The sequence below is a fragment of the Niveispirillum sp. GW835-FHT14G11 genome (assembly GCF_058793615.1).
In genome coordinates this window covers 192371-206624 of record NZ_JBXAFZ010000001.1, presented here as the reverse complement: position 1 = coordinate 206624, position 14254 = coordinate 192371, and the positions used below count along the sequence as shown (strand labels likewise).

Annotated in this window: 15 protein-coding genes; 10 read left to right on the top strand and 5 right to left on the bottom strand. The window is 65.5% G+C overall.

The annotated features are described in order from the left end of the window. Window positions 1–32: 32 nt before the first annotated feature. Window positions 33–275, bottom strand: coding sequence for a hypothetical protein (locus tag AC1Q7F_RS01060; protein WP_492502914.1), 243 nt, complete (start codon window positions 273–275; stop codon window positions 33–35). Window positions 276–471: 196 nt separating this feature from the next. Here AC1Q7F_RS01060 and AC1Q7F_RS01055 point away from each other — a divergent pair, with 196 nt between their 5' ends. Further along, on the top strand, window positions 472–1800 hold the full coding sequence (locus AC1Q7F_RS01055; RefSeq protein ID WP_492502912.1) for a class I SAM-dependent RNA methyltransferase: 1329 nt from the start codon (window positions 472–474) through the stop codon (window positions 1798–1800). Between the two features lie 73 nt (window positions 1801–1873). Here AC1Q7F_RS01055 and phhA read toward each other — a convergent pair whose 3' ends face one another. Continuing rightward, entirely contained in the window at window positions 1874–2785 is a 912-nt protein-coding gene (gene phhA, locus AC1Q7F_RS01050) for a phenylalanine 4-monooxygenase (RefSeq protein WP_492502910.1), read from the bottom strand. 146 nt (window positions 2786–2931) lie between these two features. Next, window positions 2932–3408 (bottom strand): Lrp/AsnC family transcriptional regulator, encoded by a 477-nt coding sequence (locus tag AC1Q7F_RS01045; RefSeq protein ID WP_492502908.1) that lies wholly within the window; start codon window positions 3406–3408, stop codon window positions 2932–2934. 143 nt (window positions 3409–3551) lie between these two features. Between AC1Q7F_RS01045 and hppD the strand changes: the two genes are divergently transcribed. The 4 genes from hppD (at window position 3552) to AC1Q7F_RS01025 (ending at window position 8052) form a co-directional block, all read left to right on the top strand. Continuing rightward, complete coding sequence (hppD, locus tag AC1Q7F_RS01040; RefSeq protein WP_492502906.1) at window positions 3552–4667, top strand: 4-hydroxyphenylpyruvate dioxygenase; 1116 nt, start codon at window positions 3552–3554, stop codon at window positions 4665–4667. Between the two features lie 126 nt (window positions 4668–4793). After that, window positions 4794–6032 (top strand): metal-dependent hydrolase family protein, encoded by a 1239-nt coding sequence (locus AC1Q7F_RS01035; protein ID WP_492502904.1) that lies wholly within the window; start codon window positions 4794–4796, stop codon window positions 6030–6032. A 95-nt stretch (window positions 6033–6127) separates the two neighbouring features. Further along, on the top strand, window positions 6128–7399 hold the full coding sequence (gene aroA / locus AC1Q7F_RS01030; RefSeq protein WP_492502902.1) for a 3-phosphoshikimate 1-carboxyvinyltransferase: 1272 nt from the start codon (window positions 6128–6130) through the stop codon (window positions 7397–7399). Between the two features lie 50 nt (window positions 7400–7449). Continuing rightward, window positions 7450–8052, top strand: a complete 603-nt coding sequence (locus AC1Q7F_RS01025) for a glutathione S-transferase family protein (protein ID WP_492502900.1) — start codon at window positions 7450–7452, stop codon at window positions 8050–8052. A gap of 3 nt (window positions 8053–8055) precedes the next feature. Here the strand turns inward: AC1Q7F_RS01025 and AC1Q7F_RS01020 are convergent, their stop codons facing one another. After that, the gene (locus AC1Q7F_RS01020; RefSeq protein ID WP_492502898.1) at window positions 8056–8301 is read right to left on the bottom strand and encodes a type II toxin-antitoxin system RelB/DinJ family antitoxin; all 246 of its coding nucleotides are present in this window, start codon (window positions 8299–8301) and stop codon (window positions 8056–8058) included. Between the two features lie 39 nt (window positions 8302–8340). Next, a complete protein-coding gene (locus AC1Q7F_RS01015) occupies window positions 8341–9276 on the bottom strand; it encodes a LysR family transcriptional regulator (protein WP_492502896.1) in 936 nt (311 codons plus the stop codon). A 133-nt stretch (window positions 9277–9409) separates the two neighbouring features. Here AC1Q7F_RS01015 and AC1Q7F_RS01010 point away from each other — a divergent pair, with 133 nt between their 5' ends. The 5 genes from AC1Q7F_RS01010 to dnaA all read left to right on the top strand — a co-directional run bounded on the left by AC1Q7F_RS01010 (window position 9410) and on the right by dnaA (window position 14160). Beyond that, on the top strand, window positions 9410–10168 hold the full coding sequence (locus AC1Q7F_RS01010) for an SDR family oxidoreductase (RefSeq protein ID WP_492502894.1): 759 nt from the start codon (window positions 9410–9412) through the stop codon (window positions 10166–10168). Between the two features lie 69 nt (window positions 10169–10237). Next, complete coding sequence (mutM, locus tag AC1Q7F_RS01005; protein WP_492502892.1) at window positions 10238–11080, top strand: bifunctional DNA-formamidopyrimidine glycosylase/DNA-(apurinic or apyrimidinic site) lyase; 843 nt, start codon at window positions 10238–10240, stop codon at window positions 11078–11080. Between the two features lie 69 nt (window positions 11081–11149). Next, window positions 11150–11539, top strand: a complete 390-nt coding sequence (locus AC1Q7F_RS01000) for a hypothetical protein (RefSeq protein ID WP_492502890.1) — start codon at window positions 11150–11152, stop codon at window positions 11537–11539. Window positions 11540–11789: 250 nt separating this feature from the next. Continuing rightward, the gene (rpsT, locus tag AC1Q7F_RS00995) at window positions 11790–12053 is read left to right on the top strand and encodes a 30S ribosomal protein S20 (RefSeq protein ID WP_492502888.1); all 264 of its coding nucleotides are present in this window, start codon (window positions 11790–11792) and stop codon (window positions 12051–12053) included. 679 nt (window positions 12054–12732) lie between these two features. Further along, the gene (gene dnaA / locus AC1Q7F_RS00990; protein ID WP_492502887.1) at window positions 12733–14160 is read left to right on the top strand and encodes a chromosomal replication initiator protein DnaA; all 1428 of its coding nucleotides are present in this window, start codon (window positions 12733–12735) and stop codon (window positions 14158–14160) included. The last annotated feature ends 94 nt before the right edge of the window (window positions 14161–14254 follow it).

Below are 14254 nucleotides of genomic sequence, written 5' to 3'. Positions count from 1 at the left end.
GTTTTTCATTCTATGACCGCGTGGGCTGACGATTACTCGTCCTCGCCCTCTTCGGCATCGGCTTCGATCTGGTCGGCCAGATCGCGCAGCATGTCGGCCACATCCTCGTGGCTGGTCTCTTCCACGGCCTGGTTGACGGCGGCTTCGATCATGGCGATGGCCACATAGCCGGACAGGGCGCCGCCTTCCTTCATGGCCGCTTCAAGATGCTTCTCGGCCAGGTCGAGGGCCTTCTCGAAAAGCTGCTCGGCGGCGCTGGTGTTGGGCTCGGACATGGGTAGGCTCCCTTCCGGGTGTCAAAGTGTTTGGTGCCCACCTTCTAGCATCCTTTTTCGCGGACTTCTTGCCAAAATCGCACGCCCCGCCTATGCCGGAGTCAGGGTTGATCCCGCCTTGGGAAGCCCCCATGCGATCATTTGTTTTAATATCGAAATAAAACCGTCTCCAAGACACCGTTCCGGAACCGTACCAATGCCCCCCCGCAAGCCGCCCCCCCGCCGTCCCGCCCAGCGCCCCGATCCCGAACCGCCGACCCACGGACCCGTGGAGGTGGTGATCACCCGCGTGGGTGGGCGCGGCGACGGTCTGGCGGAATGGCAGGGCCACCGTCTCTATGTACCGCAGACGCTGGTCGGCGACCGGCTGATGGTCAAGTTCGGTGCCCATCGCGGCGATGGATGGGAGGGGGTGCCCGTCACCCTGCTGGCGGAAGGCAAGGGCCGGGCCGAACCGCCCTGCCCGCATTTCGGCACCTGCGGCGGCTGCGTGGCCCAGCATATGGACGAGGCCACCTATGATGCGTGGAAGCTGGAGGCGCTGACCACTGTCCTGTCGCGCTGCGGGTTGCTGGGCGAGGACGTGACGCTGCATCCCGTGGCCCGCACCCCGGCCGGCAGCCGCCGGCGCGCCGTGCTGTGCGCCGCGCGCCGGGGCAAACGGGTCTGGCTGGGCTTCAACGAGGCGCATTCCCACCGGCTGGTCGATCTGTCGGCCTGCACCGTGCTGGCCCCGCCGCTGGTGGCCTTGATCGCCCCGCTGCGTGAGGCGCTGGCCCCGCTGCTGGCCGATGGGCAGTCGATCGATGTGGCGCTGACCCTGCTGGATGACGGGGTGGATATGGTGCTGGAGGGGCTGAACCCGCCCGACCTGCGCGCCCTGGAGCATCTGGCGGATTTCGCGACGGCACAGGATCTGGCCCGCCTGTCCTGGCGGGCGCGCGACGGGCAGCCGGCCAACCCCATCGCCATGCGCCGCACCGGCATGCTGGGCTTCGGTCTGGTCAATGTCTCCCCCGCCCCCGGCGCCTTTCTGCAGGCCAGCCGGGAGGGCGAATCGGCCCTGGTCGCCGCCACCTTGGCCGGCGTGGGCGCGGCCGAAACCGTCGCCGACCTGTTCGCCGGCAGCGGTACCTTCAGCTTCCCGCTGTCCGCGAAGGCCAAGGTGCATGCGGTGGAAGGCGATCCGACCGCCTTCGCCAGCTTGGTGGGCGGGGCGCGACAGACGGTGGGCAAGGTGACGGCGGAAAGGCGCGACCTGTTCCGCGATCCGCTGCCCCCCTACGACCTGAACCGCTTCCAGGCCGTGGTCTTCGATCCGCCGCGCGCCGGCGCCCAGGCCCAGGCCGCCCAGATTGCCGACAGCGCCGTGCCCACCGTGGTGGGCGTGTCCTGCAACCCGGTCAGCTTCGCCCGCGACGCGGAACTGCTGGTCAAGGGGGGCTATCGCCTGACCGACATCTGGCCGGTGGACCAGTTCCTCTGGTCCGCGCATATCGAACTGGTGGGCTGGTTCCGGCGCTGATGGCCAACAGCCACAGCCCGGTCCCGTCATCTGGGCCGGGCTGTGGCGTCAGGCGGAGGCAAGTCGGGGGACCTTACGCCGCCTTGTGGCTGCCACCCTGGGTGCCCAGGGTGAAGATGCGGTCAGTGGACAGAACGGTCGTCGGATCGACCTCCGCCATGGTTTTCAGACGCGCATAGATCGGTGTGAAATCCACCGACGTGGCGTCCATCAGCTGTTGATAGCTGTCCAGCACGAAATAGGTCTGCTGGTAATCGTCGATCCGGTACTTGGTGCGCATCACCCGTTCCAGGTCGAAACCGACGCGGTGGGGGGACGGGCTGTCGATGCAGAACTGCGTCTCCCCGCGCGAGGACAACATGCCGGCCCCATAGGCCCGCAAACCGTCCTTCGTGTTGATCAGCCCGAATTCCACCATATACCAGTAAAGCCGGGTCAGCTGTTCCTGGGCATTTAGCGCAATGGCTTTGACCCCGCCGATGCCATAGGCCTGCATATAATCGGCGAAGACCGGATGGGCCAGCAGCGGCACATGGCCGAAGAAATCATGGAACACGTCCGGTTCCACCAGATAATCCATCTCGTCGGGCTTGCGGATCCAGTTGGTCACCGGAAAGCGGCGAGCGGCCAGATGTTCGAAGAATTCCCGCTCCGGGATCAGACCCGGCACAGCCACCAGCACCCAGCCCGTGGCCTTGTCCAGCATCTCGCTGGCCCGGCGGAAATCCGGGATGGCGTCGCGCACGTCCAGCTGCTTCAGCCCCTGGATGAATTCCGGTGCGGCATAGCGGTCCAGCAAGGCCGACTGCCGGTCATAAAGCGTGCGCCACATGGCATGGTCGGCATCCGTATACCGGTCCCAACCCTGGTCGATCGTGAAGTCCTGGTTGACGGTGCTGTAGTCACCGCGCAGGGCGGTGTCGGTCTTGCCGCTGTCGGTGACACGGGATGCAAAGTCGCCGGTGACGGCGTTCTGGCTGTTCATGGCTTCCTCCCCAAACGATGTGGGAACTGTTGAAACCATGATAGCGCTGGGGCGGGGGCATTTCCTTGCGGATATGCCCCGGTAGTGGGGTAAGTGCGCAATTCATTGTACATAGTGGCGGATGGTTACGCCATTTCCTGCTTCGATCATGTCGGTTTCGGCAATGGCAGTGCTGTGGAATGCTTCACCACATCCAGCACGAAGCTGGACCGCACCTCCTTCACCCCCTTGATGGCCAGCAGCTTGCGCATGGACAGGTCGGCAAAACTGTCCAGATCCTCCACCACCACCTGCAGCAGGTAATCCATGGTGCCGGTCATCACGAAGCAGGACACCACCTCCGGCAGCAGCAGGATGCCGCGGCGGAAATCGGCGTCACCCTCGGCATTCTGGTCGATCTTCACCTCCACGAAGGCGACGACGCCCATGCCCAGCTTACGCCGGTCCAGGATGGCGGCATAGAACTGGATATAGCCTTCCTCCTCCAGATCGCGGACCCGGCGCAGGCAGGGGCTTGGCGACAAGCCCACCTGGTCGGCCAGATCGACATTGGACAGGCGGCCATTGCGCTGCAATGCAGCAAGTATGCGGATATCTGCCGCGTCCAAACCCCTGCCGCTCATCTTCTGCCCCCAAATCCTGGACTAACGCAATTTCTCACCAGAGACTGCCAGAATCCGGACACAGTTCGCAAGGACATGCCCTGGCCGCCGGCGTTATCCTGCCAACAATTCCCCAACCGACAGATTTGCGTGAGGAGAGTGACATGGCGGACGGCAGCACGGCCCGGGTCGAGAATGGCCAGATCGTGGGCGACCTGTGGGACAACCCCATGGGCACCGACGGGTTCGAATTCGTCGAATACACGGCCGAGGATACGGCCGCCCTCGACACGCTGTTCACCATCCTGGGCTTCACCAAGGTGGCCCGCCACCGGTCGAAGAATGTCACCCTCTACCGCCAGGGCCAGATCAATTTCATCGTCAATGGCGAGGGCGACAGCCTGGCCCAGCAATTCGCCCGCGACCATGGGCCCAGCGCCTGCGCCATGGCTTTCCGGGTCAAGGACGCAGCCTTTGCCCACAAGCGCGCCCTGGAACTGGGCGCCAAGGATGTGAAGGGCGCCATCGGCCCGATGGAGCTGAACATCCCCGCGATTGAGGGGATCGGCGGCAGCCTGATCTATCTGGTGGACCGGTACACGTCCCCGGCCTCGATCTATGACATCGATTTCGTGCCGGTAGAGGGGGCCGACCAGAACCCCGTGGGCTGCGGCCTGGTGGAGGTCGACCACCTGACCCATAATGTCCATCGCGGCCGCATGGATCATTGGTACGATTTCTATGCCAAGCTGTTCGCCTTCCGCCAGATCCGCTATTTCGACATCGAGGGCAAGCTGACCGGCCTGAAGAGCCGGGCGCTGACCGCACCCTGCGGCAAGATCCGCATCCCGATCAATGAAAGTGCCGGCGTCGAAGGCCGCGTCGATCAGATCGAGGAATATCTGCGCGAATACAAGGGCGAAGGCATCCAGCACATCGCCCTTTCCACCACCGACATCATCGCGACCTATGATGCGCTGAAGGAAAACGGTGTGGTGTTCATGACCCCGCCGCCGGCAACCTATTACGACATGCTGGAAGGCCGCCTGCCCGGCCATGGCCAGCCGACCGAGGAACTGCGCAAGCGCGGTATCCTGCTGGACGGTGCGCCGGGTGGTGGTCTGCTGCTGCAGATCTTCACCAGCACCGTGATCGGCCCGATCTTCTTTGAGATCATCCAACGCAAGGGCGATGACGGTTTCGGCGAAGGCAATTTCCGCGCCCTGTTCGAAAGCATCGAACGCGACCAGGTGGAACGCGGCGTGCTGTCGGCCGATTGATCACCGGCAAAAACGGGTAAGGCGGGGGGGGGCGGATCGGGGTGACCTGATCCGCCCCTTTTCATTTTGGTTCGCATCCGCGCTACAGTGCCCGCCCTCATACCTATCCGTGGCGAAGGTTCCCCCATGTCCGATCAATTGCTCCTGTCCGGTGGTCTGGTGTTTGACGGGCTGTCGGCCCCGAAACCCGGCCTGGGCGTGCTGGTCAGTGACGGGCGCATCGCGTCAGTGGCGCCCGTGGCGGACTTCGCGGGCTATGGGGGCCTGCGCCATGATACGACCGGCGCCACCCTGATGCCGGGGCTGGTCGATGCGCATGTGCATCTGGCGCTGGAAGCCGTGGGCGATGTCGTCACCACCCTGCGCCAGCGGCCCATGGGTGACCTGACCCTGCGGTTGCTGGAGAATGCCCAGGCCACGCTGACCGGCGGGGTGACCGCCATCCGCGACCTGGGCGGGGTGGAATGGCTGGAAATCTCCGTCCGCGATGCCATCCGGGCCGGGCGGCATCAGGGCCCCGCCATGCGCTGTGCCGGCAAGGCCCTGACCATCACCGGCGGGCACGGGGCCTGGATCGGCATCGAATGCGACGGGCCGAACGACTGGCTGCGCGGGGTGCGCACCAACGTCAAGCATGGGGCCGACTGTATCAAGCTGATCGCCACGGGCGGCGTGCTGACGGGCGGGGTCGACCCGCTGGCCCCGCATCCGGCGGAAGCGGAACTGGCCGCCGCCGTCACCATGGCCCATGATTTCGGCCTGAAGATCACCGCCCATGCCCAAGGGGCCCGCGGCATCGCCCGCGCCGTATCGGCCGGCGTCGATTCGGTGGAACATGGGTTCGAACTGACCGACGACCAGATCGCCATCATGATCGACCGGGGCGTGCGGCTGGTGCCAACCCTGGCCGCCATGATGGCGCTGCTGGAGATGAAGGAAAGGCTGCCGGCCTTCGTGCGGGCCAAGGCCGAACGGTTCTCCACCATGCATTTCGACAGTTTCCGCCGCTTCGTGGCCGCCGGGGGCGTGGTGGCCATGGGCACGGATGCCGGCACACCCGGCAACCGCCACGGGGACAATGCCCAGGAACTGCGGCACATGGTGGCGCTGGGCATGAACCCGTTGGCGGCCCTGAAATCCGGAACATCGGTGGCTGCCGACCTGCTGGACTTCCCCGACCGGGGACGCATCGTCAAGGGGGCGGCCGCCGATCTGCTGCTGGTGCCCGGCGACGTGACGGTGGATATCAATGCTGCGGCCGATGCGTCGCGCCATTTGGCCCTGTGGAAGGATGGGGTGCCCGTGATGCTGTCGCGGACGCCGGTGCCCCAGGGTTTCGCACCGGCCTCGGCGGCCGGCTTCTGACGCAACGCGCCCCTGTGGCAAAACCGGTTTCCCGTCGCCTATGCCGCTTGCTAGGGTCGCCGCCTGTTTTCCGGCTTTGGTGATGGGGGATGGTGATGGTGACGGCGACGGGCGGGGCGGCTTTGACGATCATGCCGCCGACCCACCCCCTGACGGGCCGCGTCGTGCCGCCGGGTTCCAAGTCCATCACCAACCGCGCCCTGCTGCTGGCGGCATTGGCCCAGGGCACCAGCCGCCTGACCGGTGCGCTGAAAAGCGATGATACGCGGCACATGGCCAATGCCTTGCGCCAGATGGGCGTGACCATCGATGAACCCGACGCCACCAGCTTCATCGTCACCAGCAGCGGTCGGCTGACCGCCCCCGCCGGCCCGCTGTTCCTGGGCAATGCCGGCACCGCCACCCGCTTCCTGACCGCCGCCGTCGCCACCGTCGATGGCACCGTCGTGGTCGATGGCGATGAACATATGCGCAAGCGGCCCATCGCCCCGCTGGTCAAGGCCTTGACCGCGTTGGGCGTGGATCTGACGGCGCCGACCGGCTGCCCCCCCGTCACCGTGCGCGGCAAGGGTGCCCTGGCGGGGGGCCGGGTGGAGATCGATGCCGGCCTGTCCAGCCAGTATGTCAGCGCCATCCTGATGGCGGCGACCTGTTCCAGCGGCCCCATCGATGTCGCACTCACGGGATCGGAGATCGGGGCACGCGGTTATATCGACCTCACCGTCGCCGCCATGCGGGCCTTCGGCGCGACGGTGGAGCAGAAGGACGCGGCCACCTGGCGCGTGCTGCCCACCGGATACCGGGCGGCCGACTACGTCATCGAACCGGATGCGTCGGCAGCCACATATCTATGGGCGGCGGAGGTGCTGACGGGGGGGCGCATCGACCTGGGTGTGCCGGCCGATGCCTTCACCCAGCCCGACGCCTGCGCCCAGGCGGTGATCGCGCAATTCCCCGATATGCCCGCCGTGATCGACGGGTCGCAGATGCAGGATGCGGTGCCGACGCTGGCCGTGCTGGCCGCCTTCAACAACCATCCCGTCCGCTTCGTGGGGATCGCCAATCTGCGGGTCAAGGAATGCGACCGTACCCGTGCCTTGTCCACCGAACTGGCCAAGATCCGCCCTGGCCTGGCCTGGGAGGAAGGCGACGATCTGATCGTGGCCGCCGACCCGTCCCTGGCGGGACAGACCCTGCCCACCGACATCCACACCTATGCCGATCATCGCATCGCCATGTCGTTTGCGCTGGCCGGCCTGAAGATCAACGGCATCACAATCCTGGACCCAGCCTGCGTGGCCAAGACCTATCCCGGTTACTGGGATGCGCTGCGGTCGTTGGGCGTCGATCTGGTGGATCGCGGCTGACGCCCGCCCCTCTCCATGCCATGGTTGCTGTAACCATGGGGAGGGCCATCATGATCAAGCTCTACTGTTATCCGCGCACCCGGTCGCTGCGTGCCTTGTGGATGCTGGAGGAGACGGGGCTGGCTTACGAGCGGGCCGTGATCGACATCCGCAACGGGGAGCAGGATACGGATGCCTTCCGCGCCATCAACCCGATGGGCAAGGTGCCGGCCCTGGCCGATGGCGAGACCTTGATGGCCGAATCGGGCGCCATCTGCGCCTATCTGGCCGACAAGGTGCCGGAAAAGGCGCTGGCCCCGGCCCAGGATGACCCGCTGCGTGGCCGCTATCTGCAATGGCTGTTCTTTGCCGCCGGCTGCAACGAGCCAGCCATCGCCCAGCGTTTCCTGAACTTCCCCACAGAGCCGCGCGCCATCGGCTGGGGCGGCGCCGACAAGGTGTTCGCGGTGCTGGATCAGGCCCTGTCAACAGGTCCCTGGATCCTGGGCGAGAAGTTCAGCGCCGCCGACGTGATGATCGGGTCCGATCTGATCTTTGCGGTGGAGCGGTTCAAGGTGCAGCCGCCGACGCCGGCCTTCACTACCTATCTGGAACGCTGCCACGCCCGCCCCGCCTTGCAGCGGGCCATCGCTGTGGATGCCGGGGAAGGCTGAGCCCTATTCCTTAAACCGGGTCCAATCACTCACCGTGTTTACCGCGACATCGGCGGGCGCCCCCTGGTCACCGGCCGGTATCTCCGTGTCCAGTGCCTTCACGGCAAAGGGCAGTGCCCGCTCCGCCGCCACACGGCGCAGAAATACCCGCACCGCATCCGATACGGTTAGCCCCATGGCCGCCAATGCCGCCGTGGCCTGATCCTTCGTCTCCATATCAATGCGGACATGAAGCATGGTACTGGGCATGCGCATCCTCGTCACAGGAAGTGTGAGATACATTGTATCTCAATCGATATCATTTGGATACGGATTGCGTTCCCATGGTGGCGTGCCGTGGAAGGCATCGGCCAGAAAATCCACCATCATCCGCACCTTGGCACTGAGATGCCGGCGCGATGGATAGACGGCCAGCACATCGATATCGGGCAGAGCATATCCCGGCAGCAGCGACACCAGCCGCCCGGCGCGCAGATCATCACCGATCAAGAAAGTCGGTTGCCAGGTGATGACCGCACCGTCCAGGGCCGCCGCCCGCGCCGTGTCACCATTATTGGTCAGCATCACGCCATTGACCCGCACAGCATGTTCGCGACCATCGGCACCGGTCAGCCGCCACTCCTCCGCCATCGCGGCCTGGGTATAGATGACGCAGCGGTGCTGGGCGGTTCCGAGGTCTGCCGGACTTTGCGGATGCCCATGCCGGGCCAGATAGGTGGGCGAGGCGCAGACGATGTTGCGCGACACCGCCAGCCGACGGGCCACATGGCTTTGCGATCCGGCCCGCGAGATGCGGATGGCCAGATCGTAGCCTTCCTCCACGATGTCCACAACCCGGTCGATCAGCGATATGTCCAGTGTCACGTCGGGATACAGCGCCATGAAGCGGGGCCAGAGCGGGGCCATGTGGGTGATGCCGAAGCTGACTGGCACATTGATGCGCAGCCGCCCGCGCGGCTTTACCGCCGCTGCCCCGGCCAGCGCCTCCAGTTCCGCCACCTCGTCCAGGATGGCCCGGCCCCGGTCGAACAGGGCCTGTCCCGCCTCCGTCAGCGATATGCGCCGCGAGGTCCGGTTCAACAGCCGCGTACCCAGATATCCCTCCAACTCCGCCACATAGCGGGTGACATTGGCGGGCGAGGTGTTGAGCGCGGCGGCCGCCCTGGCAAAGCCGCCCTTTCCCACCACCGCCACGAAAACCTCGAACGCCCGCAGCCGGTCCATGGGGATGCCATTTCATTCAGGAAAACTGAATGATCAAACCATTTTAACGCCATCGATGAAAGTATTCATCGGGCGTAGGGTCCAATCATCAACGGCGCCGCTGCGGCGCCCATCCAACCCGGAGGACCCAACCATGAACCGCTTGCAGAACAAAGTCGCCATCATCACCGGCGCCAGCGCCGGTATCGGCCGCGCCACCGCCCGCCTGTTCGCCGCCGAGGGCGCGAAGCTGATCGTCGCCGCCCGCCGTCAGGCCGAGTTGGACAGCCTGGTCGCCGAAATCCAGGCCGCCGGCGGTGAGGCCGTGGCCTTGGCCGGCGACGTGCAGCAGGAGGCCTTTGCCAAGGCCCTGGTCGATCTGGCCATCAGTCGCTATGGCAAGCTGGACATCGCCTTCAACAATGCCGGCACGCTGGGCGCCATGGGCCCGACCGACAATATCGAGGCCGATGCCTGGAACCAGACCCTGGCCGTCAACCTGACCAGCGCCTTCCTGGGCGCCAAGTACCAGATCCCGGCCATGCAGGCCGGCGGATCGGTGATCTTCACCTCCACCTTCGTGGGCTATAGCGGGGCTTTCCCCGGCATGGCCGCCTATGCCGCCAGCAAGGCCGGCCTGATCGGCCTGACCCAGGCGCTGGCCACCGAATATGGGCCCCGGGGCGTGCGGGTGAACGCCGTGCTGCCGGGTGCGGTGGAGACGGAGATGTACCACACCGCCAACGACACGGCCGACAAGCAGGGCTTCATCAACAACATGCACGCCCTGAAGCGGGCCGGGCAGCCCGAGGAACTGGCCAAGGCCGTGCTGTTCCTGGCATCGGACGACAGCAGCTTCGTCACCGGCACCGCCAGCCTGGTCGATGGCGGCCTGTCCGCCGCCCGCGCCTGATCGGCATATCGCGCAAGAAGCCCGGCCGTGCTATCACGGCCGGGCCTTCTCCGTTCCAGAGCCTGTTCCATGCCCGAATTGCCCGAGGTGGAAACCGTCCGACGCGGCCTTGCCCTGAAGCTGGAAGGGCGGCGGCTGGCGCGGGTGGATCAGCACCGACCCGACCTGCGCTTTCCCCTGCCGAAGGATTTCGCCAGGCGGCTGACCGGGCGGCAAGTCCTGTCGCTGGACCGCCGGGCCAAATACATCCTGATCCACGTGGAAGGCGGCCTGGTCTGGATGATCCATCTGGGCATGTCGGGCAGCATGGTGGTGAAACCCGGCCCGGCCCCGGCCCCCACCGCGCATGACCATCTGGTCTTCCATACCGATGATGGCTGGGTCGTCACCTATAATGACACCCGCCGCTTCGGCTTCATGGATCTGTTCGATGAGGGGGGGATGCAGGACCATCCCATGCTGGCCGCATTGGGGCCGGAGCCGTTGGGCAACGGATTTCATGCCGACGGCCTGTCGGCCCGGCTGCGCGGGCGGGCTGCCCCCATCAAATCCATGCTGCTGGACCAGAAGGTGGTGGCGGGCCTGGGCAATATATATGTGTGCGAAGCCTTGTTCCGCGCCGGCATTGCCCCGACCCGCAGCGGCGATAGCGTGGCGGGGGCCGATGCCGAACGGCTGGTCCCCATCATCCGCAACGTGCTGAACGACGCCATCGCCGCCGGCGGTTCGACCCTGCGTGACTTCGTGCAGTCGGACGGGGAACTGGGTTATTTCCAGCATCGCTTCCAGGTCTATGGCCGGGAGGGAGAGGCTTGCGGACGCTGCGGCAGCGATCCGTTGACCACGGGCGGCATCCAGCGCATCACCCAGGCCGGCCGCTCCACCTTTTTCTGTCCACAGTGCCAGCACTGAATTGCGGTGTTCCGGTCACGCTCGTTTGGGCGTGAAACATGCATTGAAATGCGATATCGAGGGGGAATGATGCCGCACCTGTTCCGGGGACTGCGCGCCCCGCTCTCCGCCGTCCTGATTGCGCTGGCCGTCTCCATAGCGCCGGCCGCGACGCCGGCCGCCTTCGTACCGGGGACGGAGGACGTGCCGCTGGCCCCCGGCCTGGCGGCGGTGGCCGACGACGCGCTGGTCTTCGACAATCCCACCGGCCGCATCGTGCAGGCCGTGGCCACAGGCACCAGCGACGCCGATGCCGTGACCCGCTTCTATGCGGAGGCATTGCCGCAACTGGGTTGGGCACGGGGATCTGATGGGCGCTGGACACGGGCCGGGGAGGTATTGGACATCGCCATCGCGATGGACGCCGCCAGCCGCCGCCTCACCGTGCGCTTCCAGCTGTCACCGCGCGATCCGAACTGACGCAACCCAGACCGAACAAGGGATGGGGTATCCAAATCAAGCCATACCCCATATACATATCATTACTGCCTGTCCTCTTGGGACCCATGGTCCGACGACTCGGGCAGGACTCTGGCGGACCCCACCGGGAGATTGCCAGACAAGCAAGTTTCGTATGGGCGCCTTGCCCGCACCCGCTTGACGGGGCGATGGGGTGCTTGTATAAGCGCCGCTTCCTACGGCACATCCATGTCCCGCGTAAAGGTTTCCTATGGCCAATCACAAGTCCGCTGAGAAGCGCATCCGTCAGACCGCCACCCGGACTGAGGTCAATCGCGCCCGCGTCAGCCGCATCCGTACCTTCCTGAAGAAGGTCGAGAACGCTATCTCTTCCGGCAACAAGACCGCCGCTGGCGAGGCTTTCAAGGAAGCCCAGCCGGAGCTGATGCGCGGCGTGAGCAAGGGCGTGCTGCACGCCAACACCGTTTCGCGCAAGCTGTCGCGCCTGTCGAGCCGCATCAAGGCTCTGGCCTGATCCCTGGCTTGCCGTAAGGAACCCGCGCGGTGCGTCTCGCCCGCGCGGTTTTCTTTGCCGCCATGGGATCCAGGGTCGCCGAGGCCTGTCGTCCGCCGGTTTTGACATAAGCCGCGAACGATTTTTGCTTTTTTCGGCGTTCCCTTTTCGGTCCCGTTGCGACTCTTCCGCAGCCCCTCTAGCATCCCTCATCCGCCGTTCGGCGTGACAAATGGAAGTGATGCCGACGGGTGTAGTCGCACTTGGATTGCAATCCAAGTTGGCGTGCGGATAATGGATGCCAAGAAGCATCCCAGTTCCGGCCCCCGCCGGTTGGCTGCCATTTCTTAAAATGAGACCTGTACGAAGGGGGTATCCCGCAAGGGAACGTCCACTGTTAAGGTTTTGTGTTCCCGCAACCATTCCCATTACCCACTATAGGGGTGAACTGAAAGGGGAATGGGCGGGTCGGGTGCCGGGTGGGGACGGTGCCAATGGCGACATTGGCCCATGACATGGGGAGGGGGCTGTCTGATCGGTTGACACCGGTGGGATGGTTGGTGGCCGTGGATCGGACGGATCCGCGGATGGGGTGGCGTTGCCACCGGTCACGGTTGAATCATGTTGCGGAAGACGCGCCACCGCACATGCGGGGCGTAGTGCTGCGAAGTTGGGCCTTGGGGCGGGGAGCAACGGACGAATGTCGGTGCAGGGTTCGCTGGATCAGCAGTGGGCGCGCGTGCGGGGCCGCTTGAAGGACGAGGTAGGGGAGACCGCCTATCGCTCCTGGCTGAAGCCGCTGACCGTCGGCACGCTGGATGGCGGGCAGCTGCGCATCCTGGTGCCCACGCGCTTCATGCGCGACTGGATTCGCACCCATTATGCCGACCGTATCCGCGCCCTGTTCTCCGGTGAGAATCCCGGCGTGCAGTCGGTGGAGATCGTGGTGGCCAGCGCCGCCAAGCCGGAACTTTCGTCCGCCACGACCAATGGCACGCCCAGTGCGCCGGCCGTCCTGACGGCGACCCGCGCACCGGAACCCGTGACCGAGCTGGTGATCGAGCCCACCCCGACCCTGACGGTGGTGGAGGACCGCACCGACGAGATGTCGGCCCCGCTGGACCCGCGCTTCACGTTCGAGAATTTCGTGGTGGGCAAGCCCAACGAGTTGGCCTTCGCCGCCGCCCGCCGCGTGGCCGATGCGCAGGCCGTGCCCTTCAACCCGCTGTTCCTTTATGGCGGCGTCGGCCTGGGCAAGACCCACCTGATGCATTCCATTGCCTGGGCCATCCGCAAGAAGGACCCGGCGCGCCGGGTGATCTATCTCTCGGCTGAAAAATTCATGTACCAGTTCATCCGGGCGCTGCGCTTCAAGGACACGATGGCCTTCAAGGAACAGTTCCGGTCGGTCGACGTGCTGATGATCGACGATGTGCAGTTCATCTCCGGCAAGGACAGCACCCAGGAGGAATTCTTTCATACCTTCAATGCTCTGGTAGATCAGAACCGCCAGGTGATCATCAGCGCCGACAAGAGCCCGTCGGACCTGGAAGGCATGGAGGAGCGGCTGCGCTCGCGCCTGGGCTGGGGCCTGGTGGCCGATATCCATCCCACGACCTATGAGCTGCGCCTGGGCATCCTGGGCCAGAAGGCCGACCGCATCGGCGCCAAGGTGCCGCCCAAGGTCCTGGAATTCCTGGCCCACAAGATCACCAGCAATGTGCGTGAGCTGGAAGGGGCGCTGAACCGCATCGTCGCCCATGCCGAGCTGGTGGGCCGCGCCATCACCCTGGAATCGGCCCAGGACGTGCTGCACGACCTGCTGCGCGCCAGCAACCGGCGCGTGACGATCGAGGAGATCCAGAAGAAGGTCGCGGAGCATTTCAATATCCGGCTGGCCGACATGAGCAGCGCACGCCGCGCCCGCGCCGTGGCCCGCCCGCGTCAGGTGGCCATGTATCTGGCCAAGCAGCTGACCCAGCGGTCCTTGCCTGAGATCGGCCGCAAGTTCGGCGACCGCGACCACACTACCGTCATGCATGCCGTCCGCAAGGTGGACGAGCTGTGCGGCACCGACCCGGCCTTCGCCGAGGATGTCGAGCTGCTGCGCCGCATGCTGGAAGGGTGATGTCACCTCGTCGCCGCCTTGTGCCCCCTTGCCATCTCCCATCGGCAATGTTTCCCTCATGGAATCGCCAGTAGGGAATCGCCGGGAGTGCGCG

Excerpts from the sequence above, each read along its gene's own strand:
- rpsT (WP_492502888.1), top strand. The coding sequence starts at position 11,790 with ATGGCCAATCACAAGTCCGCTGAGAAGCGCATCCGTCAGACCGCCACC.
- AC1Q7F_RS01055 (WP_492502912.1), top strand. The coding sequence starts at position 472 with ATGCCCCCCCGCAAGCCGCCCCCCCGCCGTCCCGCCCAGCGCCCCGAT.
- AC1Q7F_RS01025 (WP_492502900.1), top strand. The coding sequence starts at position 7,450 with ATGATCAAGCTCTACTGTTATCCGCGCACCCGGTCGCTGCGTGCCTTG.
- AC1Q7F_RS01045 (WP_492502908.1), bottom strand. The coding sequence starts at position 3,408 with ATGAGCGGCAGGGGTTTGGACGCGGCAGATATCCGCATACTTGCTGCA.
- hppD (WP_492502906.1), top strand. The coding sequence starts at position 3,552 with ATGGCGGACGGCAGCACGGCCCGGGTCGAGAATGGCCAGATCGTGGGC.
- AC1Q7F_RS01000 (WP_492502890.1), top strand. The coding sequence starts at position 11,150 with ATGCCGCACCTGTTCCGGGGACTGCGCGCCCCGCTCTCCGCCGTCCTG.
- phhA (WP_492502910.1), bottom strand. The coding sequence starts at position 2,785 with ATGAACAGCCAGAACGCCGTCACCGGCGACTTTGCATCCCGTGTCACC.
- AC1Q7F_RS01020 (WP_492502898.1), bottom strand. The coding sequence starts at position 8,301 with ATGCCCAGTACCATGCTTCATGTCCGCATTGATATGGAGACGAAGGAT.
- dnaA (WP_492502887.1), top strand. The coding sequence starts at position 12,733 with ATGTCGGTGCAGGGTTCGCTGGATCAGCAGTGGGCGCGCGTGCGGGGC.
- AC1Q7F_RS01010 (WP_492502894.1), top strand. The coding sequence starts at position 9,410 with ATGAACCGCTTGCAGAACAAAGTCGCCATCATCACCGGCGCCAGCGCC.
- AC1Q7F_RS01035 (WP_492502904.1), top strand. The coding sequence starts at position 4,794 with ATGTCCGATCAATTGCTCCTGTCCGGTGGTCTGGTGTTTGACGGGCTG.
- aroA (WP_492502902.1), top strand. The coding sequence starts at position 6,128 with ATGGTGACGGCGACGGGCGGGGCGGCTTTGACGATCATGCCGCCGACC.
- AC1Q7F_RS01015 (WP_492502896.1), bottom strand. The coding sequence starts at position 9,276 with ATGGACCGGCTGCGGGCGTTCGAGGTTTTCGTGGCGGTGGTGGGAAAG.
- mutM (WP_492502892.1), top strand. The coding sequence starts at position 10,238 with ATGCCCGAATTGCCCGAGGTGGAAACCGTCCGACGCGGCCTTGCCCTG.
- AC1Q7F_RS01060 (WP_492502914.1), bottom strand. The coding sequence starts at position 275 with ATGTCCGAGCCCAACACCAGCGCCGCCGAGCAGCTTTTCGAGAAGGCC.